This window comes from Bradyrhizobium sp. NBAIM08, from assembly GCF_020193935.1.
GTDB lineage: Bacteria > Pseudomonadota > Alphaproteobacteria > Rhizobiales > Xanthobacteraceae > Bradyrhizobium > Bradyrhizobium yuanmingense.
The window spans coordinates 463,078-479,302 of the sequence record NZ_JADYVR010000006.1; the positions used below are offsets into that span (position 1 = coordinate 463,078).

Here is a 16,225-nt window from a genome sequence, read left to right on the forward strand (position 1 = left end):
GACGCACGATCATATGTCAGGGCGACGGAGTGACAGAAGAGGAAGCCGAAGATGAAGCAACGCGCATACCTGATGACCCGCCGGTCCCTTGTCGGGCTGATGGCCGCGGCAGCTTTTGCAAGGCCCGCCGCGGCAGCATCCGACGCAGCCGCGCTCACGGTGCACCGGGATCCGAGCTGCGGCTGCTGCGCCGGCTGGGTGCAGCATCTGCGGGACGCAGGATTTACCGCCCAGGTGGAGGAGACTCCCGACCTCGAGCCGATCCGGGCGCGTCTCGGCGTCCCCTCGAACCTGGTCGCGTGTCACACGGCAGAGGTCGCCGGTTATGTCGTCGAGGGGCACGTGCCGGCCGCGGCCGTGCGACGCCTCCTCGCGGAGCGTCCAAACGCGAAGGGAATAGCCGTGCCGGGCATGCCGGTCGGATCGCCGGGCATGGAAGGCGGCAAGCCGCAGCGTTACGAGGTCGTGCTGTTCGGTGCCGACGGTCAGAAGCCGTTCATGCGCTTCATCGGCGCGCAGGAAATTGATTGATAAAGGAGCGGACGGTGCTGCGCGATGCCTAAAGCGGAATGGCTTTAGCTGCGGGCTCGGTGCAACCTCTCCCGCTTGCGGGAGAGGTCGCGCCGAAGGCGCGGGTGAGGGCTTTCTCCTCTTGGGGACTATCCCATTGCGGAAGCACCCTCTCCCCAGCCCTCTCCCGCAAGCGGGAGAGGGGGCGCACTTACGTTGTAGCAATCAAACTACTCATTCCGCCTAGCCACCACTACGGCTGCGGCGGATAGCGCTCGAATGCCGGCAGTTCGTGCGCATGCTCCATCCAGCGCAGGCGCTCGGCGACCTGGATCTGTATCGTGGCAGGCACGGCCTCGGGATCGTCGTAGGTCGCGCTCTGGATGTCGATGATCCCCGGCAGGATGCTGGCATTGACGTAGAACAGTCCGGTTCCGCACGCGCTGCAAAAGTGCCGCCGCCCGTGTTCCCAGGAGCGGTAAACCTTCGGCTCGCCCTTCGTCACCTTAACCGCGCCCTCCGGGTACATCGTCCAGCCGACGACAGGAGCGCCGGCGTGTAGCCGGCAATCGCGGCAGTGGCAAAGCGCGTGTACGATCGGCTCGCCTTCGACCTCGTAACGGATTGCGCCACAATGACAGCCGCCGGTGATGGTGCTCATGCGTTCCTCCGATCGAAGATGACGTTTCAGATCGATAGCCCTCGCGCCTTTTGGCTTCAACAACGCAACCAAATCGGGATTGCGTCGTACTGTCGCCTGACAGCTGCTGCCATTTCCGACGAGCGCGACCAGGCTAAGTTCGCGCCAGTGTGCGCTCGGTCCGCATCAGCCGTTGCTTCACCGTCCGGGCGATCGCAGCCGGCGCCTCCTCGGGGATCGCAAAGCACGAGCTCGCGTTGATCTCGCAGAGCACGTAGGTGTCTGCGCCGGCCGCATCTTTCGGCCCGTACAGGAAGTCCGCATCCCAGATCACCGGCAATGACGACTCATCGATGCCGAGCGTTGCCATCATCTGCGGCGTCCATTCGTCCTCCATCGCTCCTCGCAGCGCCTGGAATGGCGGAGCATCAGGCCCGTGCATGATCCGCGGCCCGGGCTGCGCCTCAGGCGCCTCCGGTCCCTCCGGCGGCGGCGGGATCAGCGCCTTGATCTTCTGGTGTCCGAAGCCTGCGACTTTGGCGCCGCTCATGTAGCAGCGGATCATGCCGTCGGGCAGGCGCGGTTGAAACGCCTGGTCGATGATGCAGCCGCCCCAACCGAAATAGGGCTCGCACCGTGCGAGCAGCGCATCGATCGGCATGTCCTCCGGCGTGCTGCCGCGCTGCGCATGCAGCACGCGGACCATGTCTTGGCTGTCGGGCAGGGCCTCCACCTTCCAGACGCCCTGGCCGCCATTGCCGCGGTTCTGCTTCAGCACGCGCGGGCCGCCGGCACGAAGGCGCGCCGGAAACTGGCTGCGGAAGCTTGCGGCGGTGTCATAGCGGTGCGTGTCGGCGCCCCAGCCCAGATGCCGTGTCCGGTAGAGCACCTCCTTGACGCCCATCTTCAGAATGATGTCCGGATGCGCGCTCACCCATGGCCCTTGCGCCGCGACGTCGCGCAGCAGGCCGTCGAGCTCGGCGCGGGTCTTGCCCTGGTGGATCGGATCGACCCAGACCAGCACGCCGTCGGCTGCAAGCAATTGGTCGCGGACCACGCCCGCAAAGCTCTCGTCATAGATCACTGGGAAGGCGTCGATGCCCGCGGCGGCGAGCGCCTCGAAGACGCGGACGAAGCGGCTGTTCTGCGCCGTCGCCTCGCGCCGCGCGGCCGCGTCGCCGCGCGAGAGGATGGCGATGGTTCGGAGGGGAGAGGGGTGACGGTCGGTGTCCATGCGCAAGCTCCACGTAGTTGCGTGCTGCGCAGAGCTTGGACCTGGGTCTCACGGGGAGTCTGCATCGTCCCCACGCCGACAATGTATGTGAAACCGCCTCGTCGTTTCAAGATGGCGGCTGGCGGGTTCCTTCAAAGGGTGAACTCTTCGTGACGTGGCGCGGCCGTGCGCCGGTTGACAGTTCTGTCCTGCGGGTTTTTAGTCAGCGCGACGGGGATGTGCGATCTCCCCGTGAGGCGACATGCCCAAGCATCGCGTCCTGATCACCAAGGGCGCAGCATGTCATCACACATCGCAACTCCATTCCACGACCCTCCCGGCATCCGAACCACCATGGCATGCGCCTCCGCGGCGAGTCCGCTGTGTGTGGCGGAACAGCCAGAGCGGCCTCACATATCCGACGTCACCTGGGGCCGGGACACACCCAGAGCTCAAGGGAGCTGATCCATGCATAGGACTGTTTCGGCACTGATCGGCGTCGCTGCCTGCTTCATCACGAACGCTCACGCGCAGAGCATCGACTGGCAAAAGGTCGATGAGACGCTGGGCCGCAAGCCCACCGTTGCGGACGATGTCCATCGCTACGGCTTCCCGCGCACCGATCTCACCGTGACGTTGGATGGCGTCACGATCAAACCGGCGCTGGCGCTTGGCGGCTGGCTGGCGTTCAAGCCTGCGCATGGCGGAACGATGGTCATGGGTGACCTCGTGCTGCTTGAGACCGAGATCAATCCAGTGATGGCGAAGATGATTACGAGCGGTCTCGAGATTACTGCCGTGCACAACCATCTGCTGCGCGCAAGCCCGGCGACATTCTACATGCACGTCGCCGGACACGGCGACCCTATCAAGCTGGCGTCGGCAATCCGTGATGCGCTCGCCGAAAGCAAGACGCCCCTGACGGTCGCCGCAGCCGGGAATCCGCCCTCTATCGATCTCGACACCGCAAAGCTCGATCAGATCATCGGCGTCAAGGGGCAGGGCAATGGCGGCGTCTACCAGTTCAATGTGAAACGGCGCGACCCGATCACGGAGAACGGCATGCTGCTAACCCCCGTCGGTCCAATGGGCGTCGCGACCGCCATCAATTTCCAGCCGACCGGCGGCGGCAAGGCCGCCATCACCGGCGATTTCGTGCTGACCAGCGACGAGGTGAATCCAGTCATCGCGGCGCTGCGGACGCATGGCATCGAGGTGACGGCGCTGCACAGCCATATGCTGAACGAACAGCCGCGACTCTTCTTCATGCACTTCTGGGCCAATGACGACGCGATCAAGCTTGCTGAAGGCTTGCGCGCGGCGATCGACAAGACCGCCAGCACCAAGAGCTGATCCAAGGCACAGAAAATGCACCGTGAGGCGTTTCAATGATTGAATGTCTGACGTGTTGGGGCAGCCGACGATGCGCGCCGCTTTGGCCTTTGCGTCGCGGGCGTCGGCACGGGCCGGTCTCGTCCTGGCGCCTATGCTTGGCTGTGCTGATGGGAGGGAACGCCATGGCCGAGAGCCTGAATATTTGACGACGCTCCTGCAGGAACAGCGCCGGCAGGGTCCGAAATTTCCGGCCTTCTGTCGATGGCGGGACTCATGGAGAGCCAGCCGGCGATACAGAAGCTGCGCGCCATCCTGCCGCCGCAAGAGCCCATCGCACATGCCCGCGAGTGGGCGAAGTCGCACCGCCCGAGATATTGACCAAGGCCTGATCCGGCTTGCAGGGCGAGGACAATCTCGGTGACTGTGGACGACGTTCGAGCAGCATCAGCTTGCCGACACGGCTTCGCTTACGCCGTCCTCATTGTCCGCGAGGATCGTCTCCGATAGCAGCGCAGCGGCCTTCTGCAGGGGAGCTATGAACCGATCCAGCTCGGTGAAGCTCACCCGTGCCACGGGAACAGACACACCCAGGCACGCGATCAGCTCGCGATCCGGTGAGAGGATGGGAACGGCACAGCCGACCACGCCTCGCACATATTCTTCATTGGTCTTGGCCCAGCCGCGCTTGCGGGTCTCATCGAGCACCTTCATCAGGTGCTCGACGTCCACGATCGTGGTTTCGGTGTATCGCGTCAGCGTGAGCGCGTGGCACAGCTTCTCGCGCGCGCGTTCCGGCAGCCGGCTCATGTAGATCTTGCCGGTCGACGTGCAGTGGAGCGGGGCCGCTTCGCCGGGATTGAATTGCAGGCCTTGAGGTTGCGATACGCGGACGCTGTCGACGTAAGCAACGACGTTGTCCCGCACGACGCCGATCTCGCATTGCTCGCCGATTTCGGCGGCGACGGCGCGGAGCACCGCGTGCCGGCGGGCGGTACGGAAAGCTGCGCCGATGACGCGGGCCGACAGCGTGACCATTTGATTGCCGACCACGTACCGCTTCGTTCCCACGGCTTTCTGAAGCAGCCCGCGCTGCTCCAGATTTCCGATGAGCCGATGCGCAGTCGGCAGCGGCAGGGACAGCGCAGCGGCGATGTCCGCGACCGAGGCTGCTCTGGTCTGGCTGGCGACATAGCCAATGATCGCGAAGGCGCGGTCCAATGGCCCGTCGGTACTCGGCTGCTGCATTTCACCAGTCTCCACCCGAAGTACAAATTATCATTTTTCGGAATGAAATATACTAGAATATGAAAATTTGTATAGGAACTTTTGTGTCGTGCCCATATCGTTGGCGCTGCTCGGTGGTGAACAGGATTTGTGCAGTGCGAGCCACCGGGGAAGTGCTTCAGGAGATCGGGATGTCAGGCCATTACGACGTCGATGCCGTGCGGAGGGAGTTTCCGGCTGCCGAGCGGATCACCTATCTCGATTCCGGCTTCCAGACGCCGCTTGCGCGCCCCGTCAAAGCGGCGATCGATCGTTTTCTGAGCGAAGGTCTCGAGACCGCCGGCCCGAAGAGCGTCTGGCTCGATCGCGTCGAGCAGACGCGCGAAAAGCTGGCGCGGTTTCTCGGCGTATCGGGCGACGGGATCGCCTTCACCAAGAACACCTCGGAAAGCATGAACATCGCCGCGAATGCGCTGCCGCTGCGCGCCGGTGACAAGGTCCTGATGATCCACGGCGATCATCCGAACAACGCCTACGCGTTCCTCAATCTGCGGCGCAAGGGTGTGACCGTCGCATTCGTGCCGATGACGGAGATCGTGAACGCCGACAGTCTTCGTCCCTACATCGATGCGAGCACGAGGGCGATCTCGATCTCGCAGGTGACATTCCATGCCGGCCATCGTTTCGACATCGAAAGCATCGGCGCCCTCTGCGCGGAGAAGGGGCTCCATTTCGTCGTCGACGTGATGCAGGCGATCGGTGTTGTGCCAATCGATGCGAAAGCCATGCGCGCGACCTTCATCGGTTCGGGCAGCCATAAGGGGCTGCTCGTGCCGCAAGGACTGGGCCTGCTCTATTGGGACAAGTCGAGGGCTGAGATCGAGCCGACCTATCTTGCGGCCGCGAGCCTCGCTGAAGTCCCGGCCGATCTGATCGCCCGGCCTGACAGGCTCGATCCGGCCCCGAGCGCGCGCCGCTTCGAGCTCGGCAATTTCAATCTTCCGGCGATCCATGCCCTCGATGCCTCGCTCGACATGATCGAAGCGCTGGGCGTCGAGAACATCCAGAACCATTGTTTCGATCTCGGCGATCATCTCATCGCCCGGCTCGATGTGCTGGGCGTTCGCCTGGTCGGCCCTCGCGCGCGGCAGCATCGCGCGCCGCACATCTACGTCATTGCGCTGCCCGCGGCCGAATGGCTCGGCCATTTCGAGGAGAATAACGTCCGCGTGTCGCCGGAGCGGGACGGCATTCGCGTGTCGTTCGGGATGTTCAACACGATTGCCGACGTAGACCGCCTGATCGAGGTCATCCAGCGGCGCGGCGTGAAGCCATCATCGAGAGCCGCATAGGCTGTCCAGCAAGGAGACGTACATGACGAAGTTTGCATGTGTCTTGAGCATTCTGTCGGTCATTGGCGGCCTCGGCAGCGCCGCTTCTGCCGCCGACAGCCCCACGCTGGCCAGGATCAAGTCGAACGGCGCCATCACCATCGGTCATCGCGAGGCCTCGATCCCGTTCTCCTATCTCGGTCCCGACCAGAAGCCGATCGGGTTCTCGCTCGACCTCTGCGCGGCCATCGTCGAGCGCATCAAGGCGGAGACCGCCTTACCCAATCTCAAAGTCAATTACGTTCCGGTGAACTCGTCCAATCGCATCCCGCTGATCCAGAGCGGCACCGTCGACATCGAGTGCGGCGGCACGGCCAACGACAGGAAGCGGCAGGAGCAGGTCTCGTTTTCCGTCACCACCTTCGTCAGTCAGCCGCGCTGGCTGGTCAAAGCGGACAGCGGCCTGAAGACGGCCGGCGATCTCAAGGGCAAAACCATCGTCGTCACCCAGGGCTCGAATGCCGTCGGCTTCGCGCAAGGCGTGAATGCGAAGGAGCAGCTCGGCTTCAACATCGTCCAGGCAAAGGACCATGCCGAATCCTTCCTGATGTTGAACACCGGCCGCGCGGCCGCCTTCATGGAAGACGATATTCTGCTCGCCGGCCTCAAGGCCGCAGCTCCGAAGCCGGATGCGCTGATATTTCTCCCCGAGGGTTACGCCAAGATCTATTATGGCCTGATGTTCACGAAGGGCGATACTGGCTTCAAGGCGCTCGTCGACGACGTTCTGTCGAAGCAGATGGCGTCGGGCCAGTTCGAAAAGACCTACGCCAAATGGTTCACGAGGCCAATTCCGCCCAAGAATGAGAACCTGGCGTTTCCGCTGACGGTCGAGCTCACGGAACGGATCGCGCGTCCCAGCGACGCGGTGGACTAATTGCGACGTCGGCGGAGAGTGTCCCGCAAACCGAGCCCTGAGGTTCGCCATGTTTGCAGTGCTTTTTGAACAGACCGCAGACGGCCAGCGCTATATCGACTGGCTCGTCTCGGGCCTCGGCTGGACCCTCACGCTGGCGTTTTTCGGCTGGTGGATCGCCTTCGCGGTGGGGGTCATCGTCGGCATCGGCCGCACCGTGCAGAACCGAGCCGTCGCGGCGCTTGCCCGCCTCTATGTGGAGATCTTCCGCAACATCCCCGTGCTGGTGCAGATGTTTCTCTGGTACTTCGTCCTGCCGGAGATTCTTCCCGCCTCGCTCGGGAACGCCATCAAGCAGATTCCGCCGCCCTGGGGATCGTTCTTTCCGGCGCTGGTGTGCCTCGGTCTCTACACCGCCGCCCGGATCGCCGAACAGGTGCGTGCCGGGATCGAGGCCCTGCCGAAAGGTCAGGTCGAAGCGGCAAGCGCGCTCGGGCTCAGCGGGTATCCGACCTATCGCTACGTCATCGTGCCGCAGGCGCTGCGCCTGATCATTCCGAGCCTGACCAGCGAGGTGATGGGCATCTACAAGAACACCTCGGTCGCGCTCACGATCGGGCTGATGGAGCTGACGGCGCAGGCCCGCCAGATCAGCGAAGCGACATTCCAGACCTTCACCGCTTTCGGCGCCGCGACGCTTGTCTACCTCGCGCTGGCGCTCATCGCCTATCAGGGGATGGCGTTGATCGACAGGGCCGTGCGCATTCCGGGGACGAGCCCTGCGGACGACGCAGTCAAGCCGGGCGCGACGCACGCCATCCAACCGCTTGATTCCCTGCCTGACGCGATGGAGGTCGTGAAGTGACCAGCCTCGATTTCTCCGTTGTGCTTCAGGCGTGGCCTTACCTCTGGTCGGGCCTGCTGTTTTCCCTGGCGCTGACCGCCGTTGCTTTCGTGGTCGGCCTCGTCCTCGGCACCTGCCTGGCCCTCGTGCAGCACTTCGAAGTGCCCGTGCTCGGCAAGCTCGTGCGCGGCTATGTCGCCCTGATGCGCTCGATCCCGCTGATCCTGGTCCTGTTCTGGTTCTTCTTCCTGGTGCCGATCGTGCTCGGTCATCTCGGCGGAAGCGGGCGACCGGTCCCGATCGGCGCCACCTGGACCGCCTTCATCACCTTCGGCCTTTTCGAGGCGGCCTATTACTCGGAGATCATCCGCGTCGGATTGCGCGCCGTGAACCGGGGTCAGTTCGAGGCCTGTCAGGCCCTCGCATTGTCGACCTTCGATACCTATCGCGCCGTGATCCTGCCGCAGGTGCTTCGCGTCGCCAGCCCGATCATCCTGAGCCAGACCATCATCCTGTTCCAGGATACCTCGCTGGTCTACGTGCTCTCGCTCACCGATCTGCTTGGCGCAGCCTCGAAGCTGGCGCAGCTCAATGGCCGTCTGGTCGAGATGTATCTGGTGATTGCGGTGGTCTACCTCGCGATCAGTTCGGCGGCATCGCAATGCGTGGCGTCCTTGCGCAAGCGATATGCGATCGCGGGACTACGCCGCTAGCGCTGCGCACGGTCATCCCAGTCTTTGGAGAGGAAAAATGCTTGAGTTCGCTGAGGGGAATCGGGCGTCCATCGTCACCGTTGAAAATTTGGTGAAGCGGTTCGGCCATTTCACGGCCCTGAACGACGTCAATCTCACGGTCGCGGTCGGCGAGAAGATCGTGCTGTGCGGCCCCTCCGGCTCGGGCAAGTCGACCTTGATCCGCTGCATCAACCACATCGAAAAGCACGATGCGGGGCGCATCGTCGTCGACGGCATCGAGCTGTCGGACCGGATGACCGACGTCAACGGCATACGTCGCGAGGTCGGCATGGTGTTCCAAAGCTTCAACCTGTTTCCGCACCTCTCCGTCGTCGAGAACTGCATGCTGGCGCCGATGAAGGTGCGGGGCCTGTCCCGCACTGATGCGCATGAGCGCGCGATCGGTCTGCTCCGCAAGGTGCGCATCCACGACCAGGCGAACAAATATCCGGGGCAGCTCTCCGGCGGCCAGCAGCAGCGCGTCGCCATCGCGCGGGCGCTGTGCATGCAGCCGAAGATCATGCTGTTCGACGAGCCGACCTCGGCGCTCGACCCGGAGATGGTCAAGGAGGTGCTCGACACCATGGTGGAGCTCGCGAAAGACGGCATGACCATGGTCTGCGTCACGCACGAGATGGGCTTTGCCCGCGAGATCGCGGACCGGGTGGTGTTCATGGATCGCGGCTCGATCGTCGAGGAAGCCGATCCCGAAACCTTCTTCCGCGCGCCGAGGACGGAGCGGGCGAGGGATTTCCCTCGGCCAGATCATCCATTAAAGCGCGATGCGATTAGGATGAATCGTCATCGCGCTTTAGGTTATTGTTTGAAGCATGATCTTTTCGGAAAACCGCTTCACACTTTTCCGGATCATGCTCTAGCGATCCGTCTCGATCTGCGAACCGATCGAGGGCGCATCGCCGGTTGCGGCATTGTTTCGAACCAGCCTACTCATGCCGCCAGATTCTCACCGCCGAAATGACCAGGATCACGGCCAATCCCGGCAGAAGAATCGAATTCGGGACGACGCCGAGAAGCAGGCCGCCTATGAATGTCCCGACGACCGACCCGATGGCCATTGCAAGCATGAACTGCCAATTCGCGCGGAGCACCGAAAAGCTCTGGTCGCGACTATAGCGCGCAAATCCCACCAGCATGGTCGGCAGGCTCACCGCGAGCGAGAGGCTGCCCGCGAGCTTCACGTCCGCGCCGAACAACAAGATCAGGGTGGGGATCAGGAATTCCCCTCCGGCGACGCCGAGCAACGATGCCACGATCCCGATCGCAAAGCCCGCTGCTATGCCCGCGACGATCAGGCTCACGCCTGTCAGCGCCGGTGGGGTTGCCGCCTCGTTGCCATGTGCGAACAGAAGCATGCCGGCGATCAGGAGCAGCAGGACGGCAATGATCCTGTAGAGCGTCCCGGACTCCAGACGCGTCGCCCAGGATGCCCCCGCATAGGCGCCGACGAGGCTGCCCGCCAGCAGGTTCAGGATGATCGGCCAATGGGCATGTATCTCCGCGAACGGAACGGCGCGTGCGCGAAACGGCAGTGCGCTCGCCACCACGATCAGGCTCGTCGCCTTGTTCAGAATCACGGCCTCGAGGCCGCGAAATCCGAACAGGCTGATGAGCAGGGGCAGCCGAAATTCTGCACCGCCGAGACCGATCAAGCCGCCCAGAGTGCCGATGATTGTGCCCGAGCCGAACGCGGCAGGATTGTTTCGCATGGACACGGAAAGATGCGCCAAAGACAACACCCGCGACGGACGGCTCCGTGCGGGTGTGATCAACTCTCGATGATGCCAGTATGCCCCTGTTTTGCCCGACGAGTCAAAGGTACGCACGCGTCCCCGGCGGTATCGTTGCGGTCGGCGGAAGAGCGTAATGATTTCAACGCCCCGCTACTGTGCATGGGGTTGTTTTCGCACTTTTTGTTGGCGGCCGCGCTCACCGCCGGCTGCGCGGTGCCTCGGCCTTGGCCGGCGGCTCGGTCTGCGGGGCGCAGGTCGCAGCCTGGAGCGAGCCTTGCGCCTGCTGCATCAAGCCGGGCTCGGGCGCGAGCGCCTTCATCAGGATCAGGCCGGTCGTGGTCGGGGAATCGATGATCAGGCGGTCGGCCGCGGTGACCTCTTCGTCCTCCGGCAGCTCGCTATGCTGCGCTTCCGTCATCAGGTCGAGCTCGATCACCTTGCGGCCCGCGGAGCGGTCGTTGATGGCGTAATAGGCGATCTCGTTGCGGGTGTAGAACGACACCGAGGTGTAGGCCTGGCTCACCGGCACGGTGAGCTTGATCGGCCCGCCAGACAGATCATAACGACAGATCGCCAGCGCGAAGGCCGGATCCATGAACGGCATCGGCGAATTGTTGGGATCGGCGAGGGGAAGCTGGGTGACGGCGTTCACCCTGGTCATCGGCGTCAGCCGCGAATAGGCATCCTGTGTGGCAATCCGCGGCAGCGCCAGCACGCTGACGAGATGGACCACGAGGCCCAGCACCACGCCGGCGACGACGGTGAAGACGAGCCGGATCATGAGCAGCCCACCGTGGTGATGCTCGGCATCGGCGCATCGCGCTGGGTGCGCGTTCCAACGCCGACCGGCGTGTCGTAGAGACGCAGCATCAAGGCGTAGCGCTCGATGCCGCCGGTCGGCAGCCAATTGCCGGCGCGCGAGCGCGAGGCGATCCGGATCTCGAACGAGCCGTCGGAGGAGCGCACGATCTCCTGGCTGGTGAAGCCGTAGCGCTGCAGCGAATTGGCGACGAGATGGCCCTTGCGGTCGTAGAGCGTCAGCGTCCAGAACCGCGCCGGCGGCGTCACGCCGGAGACGACCACGTCGCAGCGGCCGTCGAGCGCCTTCTTCCTGTCGTCGGTGGTGGCGGTGAAGGCGACACCGTCGCCGGTGCCGATCGGCAGCTCACCGTTGCGGACGATGGTGGCGCGCGAATAGGGATCGACGTCGGCGGTGCCGGTGCGCGGCCGTGCCGTCCAGGGGCCGATGGTCAGCGCGCCGATCTCGGTGCCGCGCGTCGTGGTCATCCACGTCGCGCCGACGCCGACGACCGTCGCGAGAAGAAGCGCCGTCAATGTGGTCAGGATCAGCCGCACTTGCTTCCGATCAGTTCTTGCGCGGGGCAGAGGCGTTGTCTTCCGCATAGTTCTGCGGGAAGGCGAGCGCGCTCGTCGACGAGGACGGCCTGGCCGGCTTGCTGTCATTCGCCGTCGATTTGTTCGCGGCCTTGGCCGCATCATCCAGCAGCTTCTCGACCCGCACCAGGATGTCCGCGCCGCGCTTGGTCAGCACCGGCGGCGGACCGGGCTTGGTCTCCAGCACCTTCGGCGCCGCGTTGGCCTGCGCGTTGCTCACATGCTGCGGCGGCAGCTTCTGGCCCATGCCGATGCCGGGAATCTCCCGGACCTCCACGCCCTGATGCGCCACGAGCATGATGTCGTGCCAGGTCTGCGCCGGCAGCGAGCCGCCGGTCATGCGGTTGGTCGGCGAGTAATCGTCGTTGCCGTACCACACCGCGCAGGTGAAATTGCCGGTGAAGCCGACGAACCAGGCGTCGCGATAGGCATTGGTCGTGCCGGTCTTGCCCGCGGTCGGAATGCCGTCCAGCGCGGCGCGCCGTGCGGTGCCTTCGCTGACGACGTGGCTCATCATGCCGGACATGTCGGCGGCGACGGAAGCCGGGATCGCCTGCCGCGGCTTCGGGCCGTCGCGGTCCCAGCGCCAGACCAGGTCGCCCGCGCCGGTGCGCACTTCCAGCACCGCATGCGGCGTCACCGCCTTGCCGCGATTGGGGAAGGTCGCGTATGCGACCGCGTGCTCGAGCACGTTGACCTCGTCCGAGCCGATCGGCAGCGACGGCGTGTCGGGCAGCGGCGCCTTGATGCCGAAGCGGCGCGCGACCTCGACGATCTTGGCGCGGCCGACCTTGGCGGGGTTCTGCGTCTTTGGCTCGTTCTTCCGGCCGATCTCGATCGACAGCTTCACCGGCACGACGTTGATCGAACGCGTGATCGCCTGCGTCAGCGTCACCGAGCCGGAATAGGAATGGCCATAATTCTGCGGGCACCAATTGCCGATGCAGACCGGGCCGTCGACCACGATCGAGTTGGGCGTGTAGCCGTTCAGCAGCGCGGTGGTGTAGACGTAGGGCTTGAACGAGGAGCCGGGCTGGCGATAGGCGTCGGTGGCGCGGTTGAACTGGCTGGCGCCGTAGTCGCGGCCGCCGACCATGGCGCGGATGCCGCCGTCGAGATCGGCGACGACGGTCGCGGCCTGCGTCGCGTGATAGTCGCGGCCGAACTGGCGCAGCTGGTTCTCGACAGCGTCTTCGGCCGCCTTCTGCACGTTGGCATCGATGGCGGTGCGCACCACGAAGACGCGCTCGGTGTAGGACTTCGGGAAGGTATCGACCAGCTTGCGCATCTCGTCGAAGGCGTAGTCGAGATAATAGTTCGGCGAGGCCTCGTCGCGGCGGTCGACCGCGAAGGCCGGGTTGCGGCGGGCGCCGAACACCTGGCCCTCGGTCATGAAGCCGGCATCGACGAGGTTGTCCAGCACGACGTTGGCGCGCGCGCGGGCGGCGGGCAGGTTGATGTGCGGGGCGTACTTTGTCGGCGCCTTGAACAGGCCGGCGAGCATCGCCGCTTCCGCCAGCGTCACGTCGCGCGCGGACTTGTTGAAGTAGAAATGCGCCGCGCCGTCGACGCCGAAGGTGCCGCCGCCCATATAGGCGCGGTCGAGATAGAGCTTGAGGATCTCGTTCTTGGTCAGGCGCCATTCCAGCCAGATCGCGAGGAAGGCCTCGTTGACCTTGCGCTCGATGGTGCGCTCGTTGCTCAGGAACAGGTTCTTGGCGAGCTGCTGGGTGATCGAGGAGCCGCCCTGGCGCACGCCGCCCGCTTGCGCGTTGGTGACGAGCGCGCGCGCAGTGCCGGCGATGTCGATGCCGAAATGCTCGTAGAAGCGGCGGTCCTCGGTCGCCAGCGTCGCCTTGATCAGCACGTCCGGAAAGTCTTCCAGCGGAATGGAGTCGTTGTGCTTGATGCCGCGGCTGCCGATCGGGTTGCCGTAGCGGTCGAGGAAGCTCACCGCGAGGTCGGACTTCTTCAGCCAGTCCTCGTCCGCGGTCTCGCGGAAGGCCGGGATGGCGAGGGCGAGCATCACGACGAGGCCGCCGAGCCCGAGGGTTGCGGCCTCCGAGAACGGCTCGATGAACACCCAGCGCTTCCACCGCCCGACATAGAAGCGGTCCATGAAGGTCGAGTAGCGCTCGTAGAGCTCGCGGATGCCCTTGGCCGAGGAGAACAGCGAGGAGTCGATGCGCGCATCGAGATCCAGGAAGAAATTCCGGATCCTCTGCTTCCAATGCGGTGGTATGATCTGGCGCACCTAGAACCCTTGCGGCTTGCTTCGAAAGCGTTCAAGCACCCGGCCGGGGCGGCATCGAGACGTCTTGCGGGTATGTTGCGGCAAACCCAAGGCGCCCGGCCAGCATCCGAGGGACTTGCTGTTCCTTCTAGCCGAGCGGGGCTCATAAACCAATGGCCACGCTCGCTATTTTGAACAACAGGCCTAATTGACCCCCGGTTCATTACGGGCCTCAAAGGGGCCTCGCTTGCACCATTGCCGCCGCGCGCCCTAGATGGCGTTGCCGTAGCTCTTTCGAACTGTTGTTGAGGCGCATGACCGCAGCTCCCAAACGATCTCAAGGCCAGGAAGGATTCTTCTGGAAAACCAAGACGTTGGAACAGATGTCGGAGCGCGAGTGGGAAAGCCTGTGCGATGGCTGCGGCCGCTGCTGCCTGAACAAGCTCGAAGACGAGGATACCGGGCAGATCTACTTCACCCATATCGGCTGCAAGCTGCTCGACGGGACGAGCTGCGCCTGCAAGGACTATCCGAATCGTTCCGACAAGGTTCCGGACTGCGTCCGCCTGACCCCGGCCAATGTCCGCACCCTGAACTGGCTGCCGCCGAGCTGCGGCTACAAGCTCGTCGCCGAAGGGCGCGACCTCTATTGGTGGCATCCGCTGGTTTCGGGTGACCCCAACACCGTGCACGAAGCCGGCGTCTCCGTGCGCGGCCGCGTGGAGGGCAGCGAGGAGGAGGTCCCGGACGAGGAGCTCGAGGACCACATCGTGCAATGGCCGGCGACCTTGCCGAAGCGGGCGCGTCTGAAGAAGCGACCTTGAACAGCTGTGCGCAGCGGTCGCATGCAGATGCGCTTCACATTCAGGGGTTGAGGTGCTAAGCTGGTTGTAGATTCTGCTATGGCTATATTCAGGTTGTTTTGAATTGCTGAAGGTACCCTAGGATTTTTGGGGGCCCCATGATTTCCGATCCGGTTCACCCGATACCGACCGACGACGAGAACAAGCCGCTGGAACCAACCACTGCGCTCTGCCTTTCCGGCGGAGGATATCGCGCGATGGTGTTTCATGTCGGCGTCCTGTGGCGCCTATATGAAACAGGACTGCTGAAGAACGTCAGGCGCATATCGAGCGTTTCCGGCGGGTCGATCACTGCCGGCATGTTGGCGCTGGCGTGGCCGGGCCTCAGCTTCACACCCGACAGCGTCGACAGCGATTTCATTCCGAAATTCGTCGCGCCGTTGCGCGCCTTCGCCGGCATCACAATCGATGCCGAGTCGGTCATCCTGGGCGCGCTGTTACCAGGCAGCATCGGCGACCGGATTGCCGAGTCGTATGACGATCACCTGTTTCGCGGCAAGACTCTGCAGGATATGCCTGACGAGCCGCGCTTCGTGATCAATGCGACGAACGTGCAGTCAGGCGCGCTCTGGCGCTTCATGAAGCCCTATATGCGCGACTACCGCGTCGGCGAGGTGAAGAATCCAGAAATTCTGCTGGCGCAAGCCGTGGCGGCGTCCTCCGCTTTTCCTCCGGTCCTCTCTCCCTTCGAATTGCGCCTCAAGGACAGCGATTTCGTGCCCGGTACCGGGCTCGACCTGCAGCGGCCTCCATTTACAACGCGCGTCGTTCTCAGCGATGGCGGCGTCTACGACAATCTCGGCCTCGAGACCGCATGGAAGCGCCACCAGACCGTTCTGGTCAGCGACGCCGGCGGCAAGATCGAGGCTGAGGAGGAGCCGGAGACGGATTGGCCGCGGCATTCCTACCGGATCCTCAATCTGATCGACAATCAGGTGCGTTCGCTGCGCAAGCGCCAGGTCATCGACTCCTTCAAATCGGGAACGCGCAAGGGCGCCTATTGGGGCATCCGCACCGACATCGCGAATTTCGGGCTGGCCGATGCTCTGCCGTGTCCTTTCGAGCGTACATTGCAACTTGCGGAAGTGCCGACACGTCTGAAGCGGTTGGACGCGACGACGCAGGAAAGACTGATCAACTGGGGCTACGCCGTGTGTGATGCAGCCCTGCGCAAGCATCTCGCGGCGGTCGGGCCGCCGCCCACCTTTCCCTATCCGGAGTCTGGTGTCTGAGGAA

The 16,225-nt window shown here is 64.0% G+C and carries 15 protein-coding genes and 1 pseudogene; 9 read left to right on the top strand and 7 right to left on the bottom strand.

Going from position 1 to position 16,225, the window contains the following annotated elements:
• The first annotated feature begins 51 nt into the window (after nucleotides 1-51).
• The gene (locus tag I6F37_RS23080; RefSeq protein WP_036005872.1) at nucleotides 52-531 is read left to right on the top strand and encodes a DUF411 domain-containing protein; all 480 of its coding nucleotides are present in this window, start codon (nucleotides 52-54) and stop codon (nucleotides 529-531) included.
• Between the two features lie 232 nt (nucleotides 532-763).
• On the opposite strand, the gene I6F37_RS23085 is transcribed toward I6F37_RS23080, so the two are convergent.
• Both I6F37_RS23085 and I6F37_RS23090 read right to left on the bottom strand, forming a co-directional pair.
• Complete coding sequence (locus I6F37_RS23085) at nucleotides 764-1,171, bottom strand: GFA family protein (protein WP_225152774.1); 408 nt, start codon at nucleotides 1,169-1,171, stop codon at nucleotides 764-766.
• 133 nt (nucleotides 1,172-1,304) lie between these two features.
• Nucleotides 1,305-2,384, bottom strand: coding sequence for a Cj0069 family protein (locus tag I6F37_RS23090; protein ID WP_036005865.1), 1,080 nt, complete (start codon nucleotides 2,382-2,384; stop codon nucleotides 1,305-1,307).
• A gap of 447 nt (nucleotides 2,385-2,831) precedes the next feature.
• On the opposite strand from I6F37_RS23090, the gene I6F37_RS23095 reads away from it, so the two are divergent.
• Entirely contained in the window at nucleotides 2,832-3,716 is an 885-nt protein-coding gene (locus I6F37_RS23095) for a DUF1259 domain-containing protein (RefSeq protein ID WP_036005862.1), read from the top strand.
• Between the two features lie 426 nt (nucleotides 3,717-4,142).
• Here the strand turns inward: I6F37_RS23095 and I6F37_RS23100 are convergent, their stop codons facing one another.
• Nucleotides 4,143-4,943, bottom strand: coding sequence for an IclR family transcriptional regulator (locus tag I6F37_RS23100; protein ID WP_036005860.1), 801 nt, complete (start codon nucleotides 4,941-4,943; stop codon nucleotides 4,143-4,145).
• A 170-nt stretch (nucleotides 4,944-5,113) separates the two neighbouring features.
• On the opposite strand from I6F37_RS23100, the gene I6F37_RS23105 reads away from it, so the two are divergent.
• From I6F37_RS23105 to I6F37_RS23125, 5 genes and pseudogenes are all read left to right on the top strand, one after another.
• Nucleotides 5,114-6,274, top strand: a complete 1,161-nt coding sequence (locus I6F37_RS23105) for an aminotransferase class V-fold PLP-dependent enzyme (RefSeq protein ID WP_225152776.1) — start codon at nucleotides 5,114-5,116, stop codon at nucleotides 6,272-6,274.
• Nucleotides 6,275-6,296: 22 nt separating this feature from the next.
• Nucleotides 6,297-7,190: an amino acid ABC transporter substrate-binding protein gene (locus I6F37_RS23110; protein ID WP_036005856.1), complete on the top strand. Its 894-nt coding sequence runs from the start codon at nucleotides 6,297-6,299 to the stop codon at nucleotides 7,188-7,190.
• Nucleotides 7,191-7,239: 49 nt separating this feature from the next.
• Entirely contained in the window at nucleotides 7,240-8,034 is a 795-nt protein-coding gene (locus I6F37_RS23115; RefSeq protein WP_036005854.1) for an amino acid ABC transporter permease, read from the top strand.
• Nucleotides 8,031-8,726: an amino acid ABC transporter permease gene (locus I6F37_RS23120; protein ID WP_036005852.1), complete on the top strand. Its 696-nt coding sequence runs from the start codon at nucleotides 8,031-8,033 to the stop codon at nucleotides 8,724-8,726. The genes I6F37_RS23115 and I6F37_RS23120 overlap by 4 nt, the downstream gene beginning before the upstream one ends.
• A gap of 37 nt (nucleotides 8,727-8,763) precedes the next feature.
• A pseudogene (locus I6F37_RS23125) lies at nucleotides 8,764-9,523 on the top strand (amino acid ABC transporter ATP-binding protein).
• A 168-nt stretch (nucleotides 9,524-9,691) separates the two neighbouring features.
• Here the strand turns inward: I6F37_RS23125 and I6F37_RS23130 are convergent.
• The 4 genes from I6F37_RS23130 to I6F37_RS23145 all read right to left on the bottom strand — a co-directional run bounded on the left by I6F37_RS23130 (nucleotide 9,692) and on the right by I6F37_RS23145 (nucleotide 14,147).
• Entirely contained in the window at nucleotides 9,692-10,474 is a 783-nt protein-coding gene (locus I6F37_RS23130) for a sulfite exporter TauE/SafE family protein (RefSeq protein WP_036005848.1), read from the bottom strand.
• Nucleotides 10,475-10,694: 220 nt separating this feature from the next.
• Nucleotides 10,695-11,279, bottom strand: a complete 585-nt coding sequence (locus I6F37_RS23135; protein WP_036005846.1) for a DUF1254 domain-containing protein — start codon at nucleotides 11,277-11,279, stop codon at nucleotides 10,695-10,697.
• Entirely contained in the window at nucleotides 11,276-11,854 is a 579-nt protein-coding gene (locus tag I6F37_RS23140) for a DUF1214 domain-containing protein (protein ID WP_036005844.1), read from the bottom strand. Before I6F37_RS23140 ends, I6F37_RS23135 begins: the two co-directional genes overlap by 4 nt.
• 10 nt (nucleotides 11,855-11,864) lie before the next feature.
• Nucleotides 11,865-14,147, bottom strand: a complete 2,283-nt coding sequence (locus tag I6F37_RS23145; RefSeq protein WP_225152778.1) for a PBP1A family penicillin-binding protein — start codon at nucleotides 14,145-14,147, stop codon at nucleotides 11,865-11,867.
• Between the two features lie 293 nt (nucleotides 14,148-14,440).
• Between I6F37_RS23145 and I6F37_RS23150 the strand changes: the two genes are divergently transcribed.
• Both I6F37_RS23150 and I6F37_RS23155 read left to right on the top strand, forming a co-directional pair.
• Nucleotides 14,441-14,950, top strand: a complete 510-nt coding sequence (locus tag I6F37_RS23150) for a YcgN family cysteine cluster protein (RefSeq protein WP_036042979.1) — start codon at nucleotides 14,441-14,443, stop codon at nucleotides 14,948-14,950.
• A gap of 137 nt (nucleotides 14,951-15,087) precedes the next feature.
• Nucleotides 15,088-16,221: a patatin-like phospholipase family protein gene (locus I6F37_RS23155; RefSeq protein ID WP_225152780.1), complete on the top strand. Its 1,134-nt coding sequence runs from the start codon at nucleotides 15,088-15,090 to the stop codon at nucleotides 16,219-16,221.
• Nucleotides 16,222-16,225: the final 4 nt, after the last annotated feature.